18 protein-coding genes are annotated in these 16,770 nt (G+C 69.1%); 11 read left to right on the top strand and 7 right to left on the bottom strand.

Features of this window, described 5'->3' with window-relative positions; all coding sequences use genetic code 11:
- The first annotated feature begins 54 nt into the window (after positions 1-54).
- Together VH571_RS02210 and VH571_RS02205 are read left to right on the top strand one after the other, a co-directional pair.
- Positions 55-924 (top strand): sigma-70 family RNA polymerase sigma factor, encoded by an 870-nt coding sequence (locus VH571_RS02210; protein ID WP_423263099.1) that lies wholly within the window; start codon positions 55-57, stop codon positions 922-924.
- A gap of 109 nt (positions 925-1,033) precedes the next feature.
- Positions 1,034-1,258 (top strand): hypothetical protein, encoded by a 225-nt coding sequence (locus tag VH571_RS02205; RefSeq protein ID WP_423263377.1) that lies wholly within the window; start codon positions 1,034-1,036, stop codon positions 1,256-1,258.
- 13 nt (positions 1,259-1,271) lie between these two features.
- On the opposite strand, the gene VH571_RS02200 is transcribed toward VH571_RS02205, so the two are convergent.
- Positions 1,272-1,427, bottom strand: a complete 156-nt coding sequence (locus VH571_RS02200; RefSeq protein ID WP_423263098.1) for a LacI family DNA-binding transcriptional regulator — start codon at positions 1,425-1,427, stop codon at positions 1,272-1,274.
- Positions 1,424-2,047: a TetR/AcrR family transcriptional regulator gene (locus tag VH571_RS02195; protein WP_423263097.1), complete on the bottom strand. Its 624-nt coding sequence runs from the start codon at positions 2,045-2,047 to the stop codon at positions 1,424-1,426. Before VH571_RS02195 ends, VH571_RS02200 begins: the two co-directional genes overlap by 4 nt.
- A gap of 117 nt (positions 2,048-2,164) precedes the next feature.
- On the opposite strand from VH571_RS02195, the gene VH571_RS02190 reads away from it, so the two are divergent.
- Positions 2,165-3,046 (top strand): SDR family oxidoreductase, encoded by an 882-nt coding sequence (locus VH571_RS02190; protein ID WP_423263096.1) that lies wholly within the window; start codon positions 2,165-2,167, stop codon positions 3,044-3,046.
- Between the two features lie 639 nt (positions 3,047-3,685).
- On the opposite strand, the gene VH571_RS02185 is transcribed toward VH571_RS02190, so the two are convergent.
- From VH571_RS02185 to VH571_RS02175, 3 genes are read right to left on the bottom strand one after another with little or no spacing between them, the layout of a single operon-like run.
- A complete protein-coding gene (locus tag VH571_RS02185) occupies positions 3,686-5,227 on the bottom strand; it encodes an MSMEG_0567/sll0787 family protein (protein ID WP_423263095.1) in 1,542 nt (513 codons plus the stop codon).
- Position 5,228: 1 nt separating this feature from the next.
- Positions 5,229-6,305, bottom strand: a complete 1,077-nt coding sequence (locus VH571_RS02180) for an MSMEG_0568 family radical SAM protein (RefSeq protein WP_200919574.1) — start codon at positions 6,303-6,305, stop codon at positions 5,229-5,231.
- Between the two features lie 12 nt (positions 6,306-6,317).
- Entirely contained in the window at positions 6,318-6,848 is a 531-nt protein-coding gene (locus tag VH571_RS02175; protein ID WP_055960425.1) for an MSMEG_0572/Sll0783 family nitrogen starvation response protein, read from the bottom strand.
- Positions 6,849-7,074: 226 nt separating this feature from the next.
- On the opposite strand from VH571_RS02175, the gene VH571_RS02170 reads away from it, so the two are divergent.
- From VH571_RS02170 to VH571_RS02145, 6 genes are read left to right on the top strand one after another with little or no spacing between them, the layout of a single operon-like run.
- Positions 7,075-8,022 (top strand): carbon-nitrogen hydrolase family protein, encoded by a 948-nt coding sequence (locus VH571_RS02170; RefSeq protein ID WP_423263094.1) that lies wholly within the window; start codon positions 7,075-7,077, stop codon positions 8,020-8,022.
- Entirely contained in the window at positions 8,015-8,347 is a 333-nt protein-coding gene (locus VH571_RS02165) for an MSMEG_0570 family nitrogen starvation response protein (RefSeq protein WP_423263093.1), read from the top strand. Before VH571_RS02170 ends, VH571_RS02165 begins: the two co-directional genes overlap by 8 nt.
- Positions 8,344-9,636: an MSMEG_0569 family flavin-dependent oxidoreductase gene (locus VH571_RS02160; protein ID WP_423263092.1), complete on the top strand. Its 1,293-nt coding sequence runs from the start codon at positions 8,344-8,346 to the stop codon at positions 9,634-9,636. The genes VH571_RS02165 and VH571_RS02160 overlap by 4 nt, the downstream gene beginning before the upstream one ends.
- Before the next feature lie 9 nt (positions 9,637-9,645).
- Positions 9,646-10,494 carry a carbon-nitrogen hydrolase family protein gene (locus VH571_RS02155; protein WP_423263091.1) on the top strand — a complete coding sequence of 283 codons (849 nt, stop codon included), beginning with the start codon at positions 9,646-9,648 and terminating at the stop codon, positions 10,492-10,494.
- A complete protein-coding gene (locus tag VH571_RS02150; protein WP_423263090.1) occupies positions 10,494-11,654 on the top strand; it encodes an MSMEG_0565 family glycosyltransferase in 1,161 nt (386 codons plus the stop codon). The genes VH571_RS02155 and VH571_RS02150 overlap by 1 nt, the downstream gene beginning before the upstream one ends.
- A complete protein-coding gene (locus VH571_RS02145) occupies positions 11,599-13,077 on the top strand; it encodes an AMP-binding protein (protein ID WP_423263089.1) in 1,479 nt (492 codons plus the stop codon). Before VH571_RS02150 ends, VH571_RS02145 begins: the two co-directional genes overlap by 56 nt.
- 205 nt (positions 13,078-13,282) lie before the next feature.
- Here VH571_RS02145 and VH571_RS02140 read toward each other — a convergent pair whose 3' ends face one another.
- Together VH571_RS02140 and VH571_RS02135 are read right to left on the bottom strand one after the other, a co-directional pair.
- The gene (locus VH571_RS02140) at positions 13,283-14,122 is read right to left on the bottom strand and encodes a metallophosphoesterase family protein (RefSeq protein ID WP_423263088.1); all 840 of its coding nucleotides are present in this window, start codon (positions 14,120-14,122) and stop codon (positions 13,283-13,285) included.
- 97 nt (positions 14,123-14,219) lie between these two features.
- On the bottom strand, positions 14,220-14,795 hold the full coding sequence (locus VH571_RS02135) for a YitT family protein (protein ID WP_084816162.1): 576 nt from the start codon (positions 14,793-14,795) through the stop codon (positions 14,220-14,222).
- 180 nt (positions 14,796-14,975) lie between these two features.
- Between VH571_RS02135 and VH571_RS02130 the strand changes: the two genes are divergently transcribed.
- Together VH571_RS02130 and VH571_RS02125 are read left to right on the top strand one after the other, a co-directional pair.
- Complete coding sequence (locus VH571_RS02130; RefSeq protein WP_423263087.1) at positions 14,976-15,446, top strand: Lrp/AsnC family transcriptional regulator; 471 nt, start codon at positions 14,976-14,978, stop codon at positions 15,444-15,446.
- A gap of 119 nt (positions 15,447-15,565) precedes the next feature.
- Complete coding sequence (locus tag VH571_RS02125) at positions 15,566-16,600, top strand: iron-siderophore ABC transporter substrate-binding protein (protein ID WP_423263086.1); 1,035 nt, start codon at positions 15,566-15,568, stop codon at positions 16,598-16,600.
- Positions 16,601-16,770 lie beyond the last annotated feature (170 nt).

The raw sequence follows: 16,770 nt of genomic DNA, 5'->3' as shown, positions 1-16,770 counted from the left end.
TCGGTCGGTCGGCTGGCCCTCGCGTGCGACCGAGCGCCGTCGTAGTGTGACCGCATGGAGCAGGCATCGGCGTTTGAGCGAGAGCGCGGACGTCTGGTGATGATCGCCGCGTGCATCCTCGACGACCGGCACGAGGCCGAAGACGTCGTCCAGCGAGCGTGGCTGCGACTGCAGGCGACCACGGCCACCATTGACAACCTGCCGGCGTGGCTGACCACGGTGACCACCCGACTCTGCATCGACCGACTCAGGGAACGCATCCCCGTCGCTCGAGAGCCTGATTCTCTCGGCACAGGCGTCGACTCCAGGTCGTCATCGCCCCCAGACGACCCGCTGGCATCGATCGAGCGGCGGGAAGCCGTCGGGCAGGCGTTGCATGTGGTCGTCGATCGGCTCAGCCCGAACGAGCGGGTCGCGCTGGTGCTGCACGAGTCGTTCGGCTTCGATTTCGAGACGGTCGGCGAGATCCTCGACCGATCTGCGGCGGCCGCCCGCAAGTTGGCCTCTCGGGCTCGGACCAAAGTGGCCGGGGCGGAAAAGGGCGGGCCCGTCAGCGATCGGCACATCGTGGATGCGTTCATGGCGGCAGCACGAGGCAGTGACCTGGGTCGGCTTCTCGAGCTGCTCGCCCCGGACGCGAGTGTGAGTGCTGACGCGGAGGCAATCGCCTCCGGTACGCCGCGCCGCATCGACGGGCGCGAAGCCGTCGCCGAGTTCTTCAACGGGAGTGCCCGTGCGGCACTGCCCGCGCTGATCGATGGACGACCAGGGGCCGCCTGGTTCCACCGAGGGAAGCCCCTGGTCGCCTTCGACTTCACGATCGTCGAGGGTGTCGTGGAGTCGGTCCGCTTCCGGGCCGAACCTCAGACGCTGGAGAGTGTGCGGCGTCGGGATTCTGCCTGGCCGCCACCACCGATCAGCTGACTTTCCGTTATCGGGCACATCGATCGGTCACACTTCCGGCCCGGCATCCGTCGAGGAGGGCAAGAGCCGTTGCGCCTAGCGACGGCAGAGAGAAGGAACCGTGAAAAGCATGACGTGCCGCGAACTCGGAGGCCCCTGCGACCTCGCCCACCGGGCAGAAACCGCCGACCTGATCATCAAGGCTCAGGATCGCCATCTGCGAGACGCGGTCAAGAGCGGTGACACCGCGCATCAAGAGGCTCGCGACGCGATGAAGGGCCGGTGGATGAGACCCAAGAAGGCCATGGATTGGTACAACGGCGTCAAGCGCGATTTCGCTGACCTGCCCGGGTGAGCGGCCCGGCGCGTTATCCGGCAGCCGTGTTGTCGGCGGCGATCTGCTTGACCCGGGCCAGGGTGGCCGGTGCTACTCCGGGGGCACCGGAGAGGGCGCGGGAGACGACGGATTTCGACACACCGGCACCGGCGGCGACGTCGTAGATTGTGGGGACGGAGTCGGTCACGGCGCGCTCCTCGGCGACCCGACTGCCGTGGCGGGTTCTGCGGCGCTGCGAACCAGAATCGCCGCTGCCTCCTCGAGGTGCGAGAGCTCGTCGGCGACGTAGTCCGCGAGGGGCGAGGGGCTGTCGGACGCGACCCAGAGCTCATAGCCCGAGTAGTACGCCCGAACCCCGAGGTCGGCGAGGATGCCTGCCTCTCGCTTCTCGACGCCCCGATCGACCAGGGCCTTCTCGAGGGTGGAGGCGATGGCGAAGCGCTTGAAGACAGCCCGCTCGTTCAGTTCGGGACTTTCGGCGAGCACGGGATCGAGGATCCTGCCCGTCCGTCGATGATCCTCCGTGTGCGCGCGCGACAGGAGCCCGATTGCGCCGGCCATCAACTCGGACGGGTTCGCGCCCATCGGTGCCTCGCTGACACCGCGTCTCACCAGTTCGACGAGTGCGCTCTGGCCCTGGAACACGATCTCGCGCTTGTCGGAGAACAGTCGGAACAGCGTCGTCTTCGTCAGCCCGGCGCGTTCCGCGATTTGCGCGGTCGTCGTGGCTTCGTAGCCGTGCTCGGCGAAGAGCTCGAGGGCAGCGCTCAAGAGGCGCCCCTGCGCGTCCGGCTCCCATCGACCCATGCTCTGATTCTAGTGATGTTACTCAGTCGCATCAGGTGTACGGTGATGTTACCAAGTCACATCAAAAGGCGATGACGAGAAACCTCTCGTCCGCGCCGCAACGAGAGGGAGCACATCATGCGCGTTTTCATCACCGGGGCGTCCGGATGGATCGGCACCGCACTCACGAAAGACCTGATCGCCGCCGGGCACGAGGTGGTCGGGCTCGCGCGTTCGGACGCATCGGCGACAAGGATCCGGCACCTCGGCGCCAGCGCTGTGCTCGGCGACATGCAAGACCACGACCTGATCGTGTCGGAGGCGTCGCAGGCCGACGCGACCGTGCATCTCGCCTTCACCCTCGACTTCGACGCCTTCGACGAGACGATCGACAACGAGGTGGCGTTGCTGCAGAAAATCGGGGATGCGCTCTCCGGGAGCGGCAAGGCGTTCGTCGCGGCATCCGGCACACCGATTCTCGAAGGCAGGGTGTCGACCGAGGCCGATCATCTGGATCCTGACGGGCCGGCCGGGGCCCGAGCGCGGACCGCGAACGCTGTCATCGCGCTGGCCGATCGGGGTATTCGGTCGGTGCTCGTGCGTCTCCCGCGAAGCGTCCATGGCGAAGCAGATCGCAACGGCCTCATCGCGTCACTCGTCGGGCTCGACCGGCAGCTGGGAACCGCTGCCTACGTGGGCGACGGCCAGAACCGGTGGCCGGCCGTGCACATCAGCGACGCGGCGCGACTGTTTCTGCTGGCGGTCGAGAAAGCCCCGGCCGGTTCTGTTCTGCACGCCGTGAGCGAGGAGGGCGTGGCCATGCGTCAGGTCGCTGAGGTGATCTCGGCGAAGACCGGTCTGCCCGCTATCGCCGTCGATCCCGAGCAGCTCGGTGTGTTCGGTGCGCTGCTCGGCGGCGATCAGCCGGCGTCGTCGTCGCTCACGCGAGGGCTCGTCGGGTGGGAGCCGTCCGGCCCCACTCTGCTCGACGACCTCGAGGCCGGTTTCTATACGTCGTGATCGCCGGGTCTCGTGGCGCTGGATTGAGCAGGGGTACGAGCGGCACCGAAACTGACAGGGCTGATTTCTTCGGAGGATTACGGTCACTCGAGTGCGTCCCCACCGCACAACAACCTGCTTCTTCCCTAAGGAGCAGGCCGGGGCCACTGTCAGGGCCCGAATCCTCGACGGTGGCTCCACTCATGTTTTTCTCGACTCCGACACAATGTCGGGCCCATTCCGGTCGCCGTGGGGTTGGCTGGTGTCATCACCACATCAGGGGTGAGGGTCCGCATTCGGGTTGCGGGCCGGCGGGGGCCACAATTCGGGTTGTGGTCTCCCGCCTTTCCTGCCTGTCTCGAAAGACGTGTGTCTCGCGGCTTTGGCCGCGTCGCCGGAGTCGTGCGAGGCGAGCGGTGCGCCGAGATCGCAGTTGGGGTCGCCTGTACCCGACGCCTAGTGCGATCTCGGCGACGGCAGAGGCGAGGTGCGGCTGGTGACGTCGGCTCTGAGCGGGGCGTCGCGGATCCTGCTCGAGCAGCTGCTGGGGCGTCAGCCCCGGGCGTGCTCCCGAATTCGAAGGAGAAACGCGCCGGCGCCAACGGAAACATCAGGATCCGACGGGGTCGCGCGGCAGAATCTCCTTCAAATTTGCATCGGCTAGGCCGGCCCCAACCCAGTCACGCCACCGCTCACGGCAAGCGTCGTCTCGCCGTCGGGCCATCGCAGCCGCACGCCGGGCGACGTGGTCAGTTCGCCCATCTCGGCGGTGACGGCGTAGGGAGACGACATGCGTGAGCGCCCGGCCCGGTCAGCCGTGACCATGCCGAAGCCGGGGAAGCAGCCGAGCCAGTCGCCCATCGAGACCGAGCCCATCGAGACCGAGCCCCTCGAGACCGAGCCAGCAGCGCCAGAACCACCAGCGGCACCAGAACCAGGCACGGGCACAGCCCCCACCTCGATCACCGCTCCGTACCCGCTGGCTTCGGCGAGCATGCCGACGGTGCCGACGATTCCGGCCATGCTGACGTCTTTCGCCGCGGCGGGCTGGGCCCGGGCGACCGTGCCCGCGAGGTCACGCAGTTCGCCCGAGCGTCGTGCCTCGGTGGAGTTCCACTGCGACCCCGAGTAGCCGGGCCGCCACGAGCCGCCGACGTCGACCGTGAGGCTCAGTGCGTCGCCGAGACGGCCGCCGCCGCCCGGCACCGGCGTCGAGGTGCGCCCCAGCGCTGTGATCGAGAGGGATGCGGGCGCACCGACCTGCGTGTGTCCGCCGAGCAGCGGAACGCCCCAGGCCTCGGCACCGCGACGGAGTCCGGCCAACACGCGACGCACGAACGCGGCGTCACGACCGGCGACCGCGTCGAGCAGCCCGACGGGAGCGGCACCCATCGCACTCAGATCGTTGACGTTGACGAGCACACCGCACCAGCCGGCCCACTCGGGATCGCGCTCGACCATCGACGGCAGGATCGCGTCGCACGCCGCGATCACATCGGTGCCGGGCACGGGCGCCCCGTCGTCGCCCACCCAGCCCGCGCCTCCGAGCGACGACAGCGACCCGAGCGCCGACAGCGACCCGGCGGACAGCGACCCGGCGGACAGCGACCCGGCCGCCGACAGCGACCCGGGCTCGAGCAGCGCCGCCAGGTGCGACTTCGTCGCGTCGACGAGCCGCTGATACCGCCCGATCGGCCAGCGCATGCGCCGGTGCTCGACCCCGCCGATCACGGCGGTTCCGGTCGTCTCCCATCCGATCCGCCGAAACAGGATCGAACTCCGCTCTTGCACGGTCGCGTCGAATCGGATCACGCCGAGCTGTTCGGCCAGAGCGCACGCCGCGCGCACGAGCGCCGACCCGATGCCGGCGGCTCCCCGGGCGCCGGGTGCCACGACCAGTCGGCTTCCCGTCCACCAGCCGATGTCGATCGCGGTGGCGGGAGCGATCCGGACACCGCCGATGACCTCCGCGCCCACCCATGCCACGAGCACGATCGTTCGCGGATCGTCGTCGAGGTCGTCGCGATCGGTGCCGGAGAAGATTGCCTGCTCGGCCACGAACGCGTCGTGACGGAGTCTGCGGTACGCGGCCACGTCGGATCCTTCGGCCCGCACCACCAGGGGGGAGAGCGCAGGATCCGACTCCGTCGCGCCGAGCACTCCACTCGGCCCCATCAGCGCCGGCACGTCGATCAGGCTCACGTCACCCTCCCGCGGTCTGCAGGGCGGAGCAGGCGCCGCAGGCGGCGCATCCCGCCTTCTGGTCGGAGCCGCGCATCCCTGCTCTGATCAGCGCTTCCGACACCCGCGACGTGATGTCGTGGAGCACGGAGCGGTGCGGAGCGGGCACCTTGTCGACGTCGGTTGCGAGCGTTCCGCGGAGTGGACGGAACGGCACGACGAAGGGGTAGACGCCCATGTCGATGAGCTCCTGGGCTCCGGCGACCATCTCGTCGGGATCCTCGCCCATGCCGACGAGCAGATAGGTCGAGACCTGGTTGCGACCGAACACTCGCACGGCCTCACGCCAGGCGGCGCGGTACTCGTCGAGCGAGACACGCGATTTGCCGGGCATCCAGCGCCGGCGTACGTCGTCGTCCATCGACTCGACGTGGATGCCGATGGATCGCGCGCCCGCCTCGTAGAGGTCGGTGATCGTCTGCAGGTCGGCGGGCGGCTCGCACTGCACCTGGATCATCAGGTCGGGCACGGCCTTCTTGATGGCGCGCACGCACCGGGCCAGGTGGGTGGCTCCGCGGTCGCGACCGTTGGAGGTGCCGGTCGTCATCACCATCTGCTCGACGCCGTCGAGACGCCAGGCGGCCTCGGCGACCTCGGCGATCATCGCCGGGGTCTTGACGGCGACCGTCGAGCCCGATTTCAGCGACTCCTCGATCGAGCAGAAGCGGCAGCGCTCGGCCGGGTCGTATCGGATGCAGGTCTGCACGACGGTGGTCGCCAGCACCTTCGCGCCGTGCAGCCGAGCGATCTGCTCGTACGAGACGCCGTCGGCCGTGGCCAGGTCGTAGAACTTCGGCCGTGCCACCGGCGACACCTCGATGCCCGTGTCTTCGCCGTCGAGCAGCAGTTTGCCGTCGTCGACGAGGTACGGGCTCTCCTGGTTGACGGGGATCGCCGACTGCATTCCCTGGAAGAGCACGTGGCCGTCGTCGGAGGGGCCGGCGCCGCCCTCGCGGTGCACCGGGGCCGCGACCCGAATACCCCGGATCGCGATGTCGACCCGCGTCGACAGCTGCGACGCGTTGTTGGTGATGGTCACGGGGTCGCCCGCTCAGACCATGTAGGTGCTGTTGATGATCGCGCCCTTGCGGGCGTAGTGGATGACGGCGTCCTGCACGTCGAGCGGGTGGCAGGGGATGACGCCCTCGATGAGGTCTTCCTCGCGGTTGCCGTGCAGGGCGAGGCCGAAGCGGCAGCAGAAGACCGTGCCGCCCTCTTTGATGAAGGTCTCGAGCGCGTTGTTGATGTTGGTCTCGCCGGGGAATCCGTCGGCGCCCGTCGTCGGGAATCCGCGGTTGGCGATGCAGTTCATCGAGCCGGGGCCGTAGAAGTACAGCACGCTCGTGAAGCCCTTGCGAAGGGCACGGATGGCCTGGAGCGTGGCGACGAACGACACCGACGACTCGTGCGCGATGCCGTGGACGAGCTGGAAGTAGTACTCGCTCTTCTCGGCCTTGTAGTCGGGGAAGATCTTGGTCGATCCGTACATGTTCGTGCCCTTGGGCTGCGAGGGGTGCGGGATCTCGTTACGGGACGTCTCGATGTTGTCGAGGATCTGCTGGTCGATGTCGATGTCGCTCATGGGTGTCTCCTAGCGGGTCGAGAGTCGTGATGATCTGATTCGGGGAGCCGTACGAGAACGAGTCTTTGCCGCCCGTGTTGCCGACTGGTTTCGGGCAGATTGCATGTTCCCGCCGAAACGCACTCTTATTCCGGGCGAAACCAATCCGAAACACGACGTGACGTTGACTAGCTGCACCGCAGGATCCTGCGTGTCCGCTCCACCGATCAGCCGCAAGGAGTCTTCGATGGCCACCACCGTCGCCAGCGTCTCGGCGAACTTCACCCGAGACCTCGAACAGAACTACGCGCTCATCGAGAGCCTGGTCGCCGAGGCCCGCGAGCAGGGCGTCCAGCTGCTCGCCCTGCCCGAGGCCGCCATCGGCGGGTACCTCTCGTCGCTCGGCAACCACGGCGACACCGTCAAGACGACGTCGCGCTCGCTCCCGCCGGCGATCCGCCTCGACGGACCCGAGATCAGGCGGGTGCAAGAGATCGTCGGCGACCTGGTCGTCGCCGTCGGATTCTGCGAGCTCGGCGACGACGGCGAGACGCGCTACAACGCGGCCGTCTGCCTCGACGGCACCACCATCTACGGCTCGTACCGCAAGGTGCACCAGCCCCTCGGCGAGCACATGTCGTACTCGGCGGGCGACACCTACGAGGCGTTCGACACCCCCGTCGGTCGCATCGGTCTGCAGATCTGCTACGACAAGGCGTTCCCCGAGGCGGCACGTTCGCTGGCGATGGACGGCGCCGAGATCATCATCAGCATGTCGGCCTGGCCCGCCGCCCGGACGGCCACCGCCGAAAACCTCCAGGAGGATCGCTGGACCTACCGCTTCAACCTCTTCGACATGGCGCGGGCGCTCGACAACCAGGTGTTCTGGATGGCGTCGAACCAGTCGGGCACGTTCGGCTCGTTGCGCTACGTCGGTAACGCCAAGGTCGTCGATCCGGGCGGCAACATCCTGGCGACGACGCTGCTCGGCTCGGGCATGGCGGTCGCCACCATCGACGTCGACGAGAGCTTCCGGGCGATGCGCGGCGGCATGTTCCACCTGCGCGACCGGCGGCCCGACGCCTACCGGACAGGCGAGGCCGAGGCTCGCGACGAAGCCGCGCGTGCTGCCGCCGCCCAGCTCGCCGACTCGTCGACGCAGCTGGCCGACACGGAGGTGCTCGCGCATGCCTGAGATGACTTTTAGCGTGCGCTGGCCCGACGGCACCGAGGTCGCCTGCTACTCGCCGAGCCTCGTGATGCACGACTTCCTCGACGAGGGCGCCGACTATCCGCTGCAGGAGTTCGTCGAGCGATCCTCGGCGGCCCTCGACCTGGCGAGCGATCGCGTCCGCGCCACCTTCGGCTTCGTCTGCACCTCGGCGCTGCAGCAGAAGAGCGAGATCCACGAGAAGGCGGCCGACTTCGACGGCGGAGACGTCAGGATCCTGCGAATGGCCCCTCCGCTACCGGTCGACCAGGCCGCATTCCCCGCCCGATCGACCGGGGCCTCGGCATGAGCCGCGAGCTGGTCGACGGCGCTCACCTCGAGGTCGTCGTGGTCGGCGCCGGGCAAGCCGGACTCTCGGCGAGCTGGCATCTCACCCGGGCGGGCGTCGATCACCTCGTGCTCGAGCGCGACACGATCGGCCACGACTGGAAAGACCGCCGCTGGGACGCCTTCACCCTCGTCACGCCGAACTGGCAGTGCGTGCTCCCCGGCTACCCCTACGACGGCGATGACCCCGACGGCTTCATGAAGCGCGACGAGGTGCATGCCTGGGTGCGGCGCTACGCGTCGACCTTCGATGCGCCGGTCGTCGAGAACGTCCTCGTGACGAGGCTCCGTGAGACCGGCGGCGGGGGCTTCGAGATCGTCACCGACCGCGGCACCGTCACGGCCGACCAGGTGATCGTCGCGACCGGTGGCTACCACCAGCCGGTGCTTCCGGCGATGGCGGGGCGCATTCCCTCTGACGTCGTGCAGATCCACTCGGCGGACTACCGGTCGCCGGGTGCGCTGCCGGAGGGCTCGGTGCTCGTCGTCGGGTCGGGCCAGTCGGGCGCCCAGATCGCCGAAGACCTCTTCCTCGCCGGACGCGACGTCCACGTCGCCCTCGGCACCGCGCCCCGCTGCGCCCGCTTCTACCGGGGGCGCGACTGCATCGCCTGGCTGAGCGACATGGGCGTCTACGACATCCCCGTGCACGCTCAGGTCGGCGGCCTCACCAAGCGCGAGTCGACCAACCACTACATGACCGGCCGTGACGGGGGCCGCGACATCGACTTCCGGGAGTTCGCCCGCGCCGGCATGCACCTCTACGGCCGGTTGGAGGGTCTCGTTGACCACGCGCTGACGTTCGCGCCGACGGCCGAGGCCTCGCTCGACCACGCCGACTCGGTGATGGAGTCGATCAAGACCGATATCGACCGCTTCATCGCCCGGGAGGGGATCGACGCCCCCGCCGAGGAGCGCTACTCGCCGGTGTGGCGACCCGAGACGGAGACCACATCGCTCGACTTGACCGAGGCCGGCATCACCAGCGTCGTCTGGGCGGTTGGCTTCCGCTCCGACTACTCGTGGGTGCAGGTCGGCGTCTTCGACGGAGCCGGGCACCCCACACACCAGCACGGCGCGACGGGTACTCCGGGCCTGCACTTTCTCGGCCTGCCGTGGCTGCACACGTGGGGCTCCGGCCGCTTCGAGGCGATCGCGCGCGACGCCGAGCATGTGGCGTCGTCGGTCGTCGCCTCGCGCACGCCGCGAACGGCGGAAAGCGCACGCGAACCGGCCTCCGTCTCCGGCTAGCCTCGGGGCATGGGCAGCATCACGATGGGGGCGGTGGCCGCGCACTTCGGTCGAGACGTCGAGCGAACCCTGCAGAAGCTGCCGGGCATCCTCGACCAGGCGCGCGACCGCGGCGTCGACCTTCTCGTGCTGCCCGACGCGACCCTCGGCGGGTACCTCCTCGACCTGCAGCATCCCGGCCCGGACTCGCTGCCGCCCGCGGTCGAGATCGACGGACCGGAAGTGCAGGCGGTGGCCGAGCTGGCAAAAGACCTGACCGTCTGCTTCGGGGTGGCCGAGCGGGCCGTGGAGAGCGGCGTCGAGCGCCGCTACAACTCGGCGGTCTGCGTGCAGGGCGGCCGGATCCTCGGCTCTCATCGCAAGGTGCACCTGCCGCTCGGCGAATCGGAGGCGTACGACGCGGGCGGCTCGTTCGGCTCGTTCGACACGCCCGTCGGCCGGGTGGGCATGATGATCGACTTCGACAAGACGTTTCCCGAGGCGGCACGGTCGCTCGCGCTCGACGGCGCTGAGATCCTCGCCTGCCTTAGCGCCTGGCCCGCGAGCGTCACCGACCGCTCGGATCGGATCCGCAACGACCGCCAGGCCCACCTCTTCGACCTCTACGACTGCGCCCGCGCCGCCGAGAACCAGGTCTACCTGGTGTCGTCGAACCAGACCGGAGTGCTCGGCGGCCTTCGATTTCTCGGGCAGGCGAAGGTCGTCGACCCAGCTGGCGAGATCATCGCGAAGACCTGGGCCAAGGGTGGGCTCGCGGTGGCGACCGCTGACGTCGCGACCGACGTGGCGAGAGCCCGCCGCACGATGAACCACCTCGACCAGCGCCGCGAGAGCGCCTACCGAGCCGCGGGATCCTGATGCGCATCGCGCAGGTCACCTACTCGACGAAGCCCCGCGGCGGCGTCGTGCACACGCTGGCCCTCGCCGAGGCGCTCGCCCGACGCGGGCACGACGTCACGGTCTGGACGCTCGGCCGCGGCGGCGACACGGTGTTCTTCCGTAGCGTCGACCCCTCGGTGACGATTCGCGTGGTGCCGTTCGAGGCGAGCGACGACGAGAGTGTGGGGGAGCGGATCCAGCGATCCATCGTCGAGATGCGCCGGGCCTTCGAGCCGGCGGCGGGCGACTACGACATCGTTCACGCGCAAGACTGCATCTCGGCCAATGCGGTCGGCCGCTGCATTCGCACCATCCACCACCTCGACGAGTTCACGACGCCCGAGCTGATCGCCTGCCACGACCGCGCCGTCCGCGACCCGATCGCCCGGATCTGCGTCTCGGCGGCGGTCGCCAGTGAAGTGCACGACGGCTGGGGCCTTGCGCCGACCGTGATACCGAACGGCGTCGACGCGGCCCGGTTCGCGGCGGCAGCTTCGGCTCGTCGGCAGAGCGCAGGATCCGCCAGCCCGCAGTCACTCCCACCGGATCTCGGCACCTACGTCCTCGCCCTCGGCGGCATCGAGCCGCGCAAGGGCAGCCTCGACCTGATCGAGGCGTTCGCTCGGCTCCGCGTCACGCACCCGGCGACGCGGCTCGTGTTCGGCGGCGGCGAGACCTTGTTCGACTACCGGCCCTACCGCGAGGCATTCGACGCCCGCGTGCAGGAGCTCGACCTCGACCCCCTCATCCTCGGCGTGCTCGACGAGGCCGATGTGGCTCCGCTCGTCGCCGGGGCCGCCGCTCTCGCCTTCGTGTCGACCAAGGAGGGCTTCGGTCTCGCCGCGATGGAGGCGCTCGCCGCCTCGGTGCCGGTCGTCGCCCGCGATCTGCCCGTGCTCCGCGAGGTCTTCGGCGACACCGTGCTCTACGCGTCTGACGTCGAGGCGATCGCCGGTCAGCTCGCCGCCGCCCTCGACGGCGCCGCTCCCGATCCCGAAGCCGGGCGAACCCTCGCCGCTGGCCACGACTGGGACGACGTCGCCGCGCTCCACGAGGTGTTCTACGCGCGCGTCGGAGAGGGCGGTGACCGTGGCCAGGCAGTCGATCTCAGGGATCATTACGGCGCTCGCCGAGGCTGACCCGGAGCGCGTCGTCGCCATCGACGACGACCGATCGCTGACAGCGGTCGCCCTTGACCGGGAGTCGAATCGTCTCGCGCGCGACTACGCCTCGCGCGGTGTCGGGCAGGACGACCTCGTCACCGTCTCGCTGCCGAACACGGTCGAGGTGATCGTGGTGTGCGCGGCGATCTGGAAGCTCGGGGCGACGCCGCAGCCGGTGTCGACGGGGCTCGACGCGCGGGAGCGGGCCGAGCTCGGGCGGCTGGCGGGGGCACGGCTGATTGTCGGGTACGAGTCCGCGAATCCTTCTCTTCCCTGGGTCGATGCCGGGCACCTCCCCGACCCGTCTCTGTCGGACGAGCCGCTCGACGATGCCTGGGCCGCGTCGTGGAAGGCGCCCACCTCGTCGGGCAGCACCGGCCAGCCGAAGATCGTGATCGCGACGGCACCCGCCCTGCTCGACGCATCGCAGCCCGTCGCCGCTTTCCTGCCGCTCGGGGGAGTGCACCTCGTGGCCGGGCCGCTCGTGCACTCGGCGACGTTCACCTATTCGTTCCGGGCGTTACTCACCGGGGCACGGCTCGTGATCCTGCCGCGGTTCGACGAGCGGCGCGTGCTGGCGGCCATTGGTCAGCACCGCGTCACCTGGATGCTGGTCGTGCCGACGATGATGCACCGGCTGCTGCGTCTGCCCGCCGACGTTCGTGCCGCGGCGGACCTGTCGTCGCTCGAGACCGTGCTGCACTTGGGGGCGCCCTGCGCTCCCGAGCTCAAACGCGCGTTCGTCGACTGGCTGGTCGAGGCTGTGCCCGGCGGCGCAGACACCCTCGTCGAGCTCTACGCGGGCAGCGAGTCGAACGGGCTGGTGACGATCCGCGGCGGCGAGTGGCTGGGGCGCCCCGGCAGCGTCGGTCTCCCGATCGGTGGCACGGAGGTGTCGATCCGCGCTCTCGACGACGCGTCTCGCTCGCTGCCCGTCGGCTCGACCGGCCTCATCTGGATGCGACGCCCGGGCTCGCCGACCTACCGCTACCTCGGCGGCTCGTCGCGGCGCGATCCGGATGGCTGGGACACCCTCGGAGACCTCGGTCACGTCGACGCCGACGGCTACCTGTTCATCTCCGACCGAGCCGACGACGTCATTCTCCGCGGCGGCGTGAACGTGCTTCCGACCGACATCGAGCGCGTCGTCGAGGGCCACCTCTCGGTGCGGTCAGCCGTTGCCTTCGGGGTGCCCGACGACGACCTCGGTCAGCGCATCGAGGTCGTCGTCGACGTCGCGGGCCAGGACGAGGATCCCTCGGCCCTGCTCGAGTGGGCCCGGTCACGTCTCGACCCCGAGCGGCGCCCCTCGCGGGTGCACGTGGTGCACGACCCCGTGCGCTCCGACGCCGGGAAGACGAGTCGCCGTGCTTACGCCTCCCGTTTTGCCGACCGCTGATTGGCCAGGCGCGGCTGGCCTGTGCGTGCGGCCCGCCGAGATCGCAGTTGGCGTCGCCTGCACCCGACCACTACTGCGATCTCGGCGGAGGAGCAGGTGCGGCGGTCCGGCGGCTGCAAATTCGAAGGAGAAACGCGTAGAGGCGCACGTAAACATCACGATCCGGCGGGGTCGAGCGGCAGTTTCTCCTTCAAATTTGCAAGCGCTACGCCGACGCTGGACCGGCCTCCGCCGCGATACTCGCCACCGTCGCCGCATCGAGGTCGAAGACCGGGGCGCCGGCGGGGGCGGTAAACGGCAGGATCCGAGTGGTCCCGTCAGCCCGAAGCTTCACGACGCTCGCCGCACTACCCTGAAAGGCCCCCTCGGTGTCGGGCGCGGCGAACAGGTCGGCCTGGTTGGTGACGCCGCCGCTGACGACGACGCGGGCCCCCGCGACCTCGTCCAGGAGCGCGAGGTGGTAATGGCCGGCGAGCACAAGGCGGACGTCGGTTCCGGTGATGGTGGCGGCGAACTCCGACGGATCCTGGAGTTCGAGGGCCGCGAGCAGCGGAGTCTCGGCGGAGACCGGCGGGTGGTGCATGGCGATCACGGTTCCGCGTGCGGCGGGCGTGGCGAGGATGTCGGCGAGCCAGGCCAGCTGCTCGGCCCCGACCCGGCCGTAGCCCTTGCCCGGGATCGACGTGTCGAGCGTGATAACCCGAACACCGTCGACGTCGATGACTCCCCGCAAGGGATCGGCGCCGGGGGCCAAGACCTCGCGGAATCCGTCCGGGAGGTCGTGGTTGCCCATCGCGTAGACGACGCGGGCCCCTCGGGCTGCGGCCCAGGGCTCGACGGTGTCGCGGAGGTAGCGGTACGACTCGGGTGACCCGTCGTCCGAGAGGTCGCCGGTGCAGGCGACGAGGTCGAGGCGGGCGATCGTCGACGCTCGGGCCAGAACGAGGTCGAGCTGCTCGCGTGTATCCACCTGGCCGTAGTGGCGTGTGTCGCCGGCCGCGAGGTGGGTGTCGCTCAGGTGCAGGATGTCGAACGTCACGGCCATGGCTGTCACGCTAGCGCTCGCTGGCGGTCGGCGCCGCGCCAAGGCGCCGCGCCACGGCCAGCGCCGCTCCGGCGACCAGCGCAGCCGCAGCCGCGCCCTACTTCCAGCGCGGCACGCCCGAGTATCGGCCAGGCCGGTGGTTGAGCGCGATCATCAGGTTGATGACGACGGCGCCGACGGCCGACAGCAACACGAGCCAAGCCGGCACGACAGTGAGTGCGGCCAGCACGACGGCGACGTCGAACGCCATCTGCACGTAGCCGGCCCGCCAGCCGAGACGCTCCTGCGCGATCAGGGCGACGATGTTGAAGCCGCCGAGGCTCGCCCCGTGCCGGAACAGCACGATCATGCCGAGGCCCGCCAGCACGTTCCCGACGATCACCGCGTACACCGGCGAGAGGTTCGACACGTCGAGCGCGGCGACGTGCACCGACGACAGCACGGAGACGAGAGCCACCGAGATCGCTGTCTTGAGGGTGAACAGCCACCCCTTTTTCCAGAGGGCCAGCACGAAGAACGGGGCGTTGACGACGAAGAACAGCACCCCGAACGGGATCGGCGCGGCGTAGCTGATGAGCAGCGAGAGCCCGGCGGTGCCGCCCGTGACGACACCGGCCGTCTTGAGCAGAGAGAGGCCGAGCGATGCGGCAAGCGTGCCGGTCGCGATACCCATCACGTCTTCGAGCACGGAGTGCCTCGATTCAGGCGGGGTCGCGGCGAGGGCGGCGGTCGAGGCATCGAGGATCCGGGTCACGGCCTCAATGGTGGGTAGCGGGCCCTGTTCGCGCAACTCACCAGGGCACTGTTGCGCAGAATGGGCTGCAATACAACCGACGCGCTGCAGAATGCCTAGGTGACCATCGATTCTGTTGACGCCCGACTCATCCAGGTCTTGGATTCGGATCCTGACATCTCTGACGTGGCCCTCGCCCGAGCCCTCGGCATCTCGCGCACCACCGTGCACTCCCGGCGACGGCGGCTGGTCGACGACGGAGTGCTCGGCGCTCAGAGCCGACGCCTCGACCCGGCGTCGCTCGGTCGCCCGCTGATGGCGTTCGTGTCGATCGCGATCAGCCAGGCCGACGAGGAGCACGCCGTCGCGGGCCTCCTCGCGCTGCCCGAGGTCGTCGAGGTTCACGCGATCACGGGCGACAGCGACATGCTCGCGCGGGTGGTCGCGTCGTCGACCGACGATCTGCGGCGCGTGACGGGGGCGATCCTCAGGATCCGCGGAATCGTCCGCACCAACACCACGATCGCGCTCTCCGAGGTCGTGCCCCGACGGATGGCGCCGCTGTTGTCCGTCGTTGCGGGCCGGGGCTAGGCCTTTTGCGCCCGGATTTCTCGACGCGCACGGGTCTCTCGACGCCGTTAGGTCAGGGTTGCCTAAGTAAGCCTTACCTAATACGGTGGCACGGCACCCAATCCGAAAGGCACCATCCCTTGTCTCAGAAACTTTTCCGCCGAGGAATCGCCGTCGTGGCCGCAGCAGCCCTGGCGTTCTCCCTCGCGGCCTGCAGCACGTCGTCCGACGCAGGATCCGGCAGCACGTCGGGCGCATCGGCCTCTGACGCCTTCCCGGTCACGATCAAGTCGGCCCTCGGCAGTGCGACCATCGAGTCGAAGCCCAAGCGCGTCGTCACCATCGGCTGGGGTGCTGCCGACACGGTCGTCTCGCTCGGCACCACGCCTGTCGGCATCGAGGAGGTCACCTGGGGTGGCGACTCCGAGAAGAACTACCCCTGGGTCACCTCGGCCATCGAGAAGCGCGGCGACGCTCTGCCTAAGACCTTCGCGGTCTACCCAGACATCGACATGACGGCCCTGGCCGAGCTGAACCCCGACGTGATCATCGCCCCGCAGTCGGGCATCACTGCCAAGCAGTACAAGACCCTCAGTGCTCTCGCGCCGACCGTCGCCTACCCCGGTGAGGCCTGGGGCACCTCGTGGAGCGACGAGATGACGATCATCGGCAAGGTCCTCGGCGAGAGCGACAAGGCCGCCGACCAGATCGCCGGCATCAAGACGACCCTCGCCAAGACGGCCGCCGAGAACCCCGACTTCGCGAAGTACAACTTCACCTACATCTACGCCGCCGAGCCGGGCTCGCTGTCGATCTACCAGAAGGGCGACCCGCGCGTCGACATCATCGCGGGTCTCGGCCTGACGCAGGAGAAGACGGCCGCAGCTCTGCCGAAGACCGCAGGCACCTTCGTCTCGACGATCGGCCTCGAGAAGGCCAACCTGCTCGACAAGACCGACATCGTCTTCACCTGGTTCAACGACGAGGCCAACCAGAAACAGATCGAGAAGCAGCCCCTTTACGCATCGATCCCGGCGGTGAAGCGCGGCTCGTACGTGCCGAACGTCAACCAGCAGCTCGCGATGGCCTCCACCGTCATCACGCCGCTGAGCCTGCCGTACGCGCTCGACAAGTACGTCGCCATGATCAAGACGGCGGCCGCCAAGGTCGACTGACCGGTTCTGCTCGCGCGGCGGGCCGTCGAGTGCCGCCTTATGCGGTGCCTGGCGGCCCGCCGTTGGCATAAGGCGGCACTCGCGAGTCGGGCCGGGCATGGGTGCCGCGGGCTCGTGCACCGAGTGCCGCCATATGCCGCGTGCGGGCCCCCGCCAACGGCATTAGACGG

The organism is Frondihabitans sp. 4ASC-45, from assembly GCF_049472575.1.
In the GTDB taxonomy this organism is placed as follows: Bacteria; Actinomycetota; Actinomycetes; order Actinomycetales; family Microbacteriaceae; genus Frondihabitans.
This window is presented reverse-complemented; position numbering and strand designations above follow the sequence as displayed.

What these genes read in the sequence shown, in the direction of transcription:
- VH571_RS02210 (WP_423263099.1), top strand. Translation starts at nt 55, where the DNA reads ATGGAGCAGGCATCGGCGTTTGAGCGAGAGCGCGGACGTCTGGTGATG.
- VH571_RS02205 (WP_423263377.1), top strand. Translation starts at nt 1,034, where the DNA reads ATGACGTGCCGCGAACTCGGAGGCCCCTGCGACCTCGCCCACCGGGCA.
- VH571_RS02195 (WP_423263097.1), bottom strand. Translation starts at nt 2,047, where the DNA reads ATGGGTCGATGGGAGCCGGACGCGCAGGGGCGCCTCTTGAGCGCTGCC.
- VH571_RS02190 (WP_423263096.1), top strand. Translation starts at nt 2,165, where the DNA reads ATGCGCGTTTTCATCACCGGGGCGTCCGGATGGATCGGCACCGCACTC.
- VH571_RS02175 (WP_055960425.1), bottom strand. Translation starts at nt 6,848, where the DNA reads ATGAGCGACATCGACATCGACCAGCAGATCCTCGACAACATCGAGACG.
- VH571_RS02170 (WP_423263094.1), top strand. Translation starts at nt 7,075, where the DNA reads ATGGCCACCACCGTCGCCAGCGTCTCGGCGAACTTCACCCGAGACCTC.
- VH571_RS02165 (WP_423263093.1), top strand. Translation starts at nt 8,015, where the DNA reads ATGCCTGAGATGACTTTTAGCGTGCGCTGGCCCGACGGCACCGAGGTC.
- VH571_RS02160 (WP_423263092.1), top strand. Translation starts at nt 8,344, where the DNA reads ATGAGCCGCGAGCTGGTCGACGGCGCTCACCTCGAGGTCGTCGTGGTC.
- VH571_RS02155 (WP_423263091.1), top strand. Translation starts at nt 9,646, where the DNA reads ATGGGCAGCATCACGATGGGGGCGGTGGCCGCGCACTTCGGTCGAGAC.
- VH571_RS02150 (WP_423263090.1), top strand. Translation starts at nt 10,494, where the DNA reads ATGCGCATCGCGCAGGTCACCTACTCGACGAAGCCCCGCGGCGGCGTC.
- VH571_RS02140 (WP_423263088.1), bottom strand. Translation starts at nt 14,122, where the DNA reads ATGGCCGTGACGTTCGACATCCTGCACCTGAGCGACACCCACCTCGCG.
- VH571_RS02135 (WP_084816162.1), bottom strand. Translation starts at nt 14,795, where the DNA reads ATGGGTATCGCGACCGGCACGCTTGCCGCATCGCTCGGCCTCTCTCTG.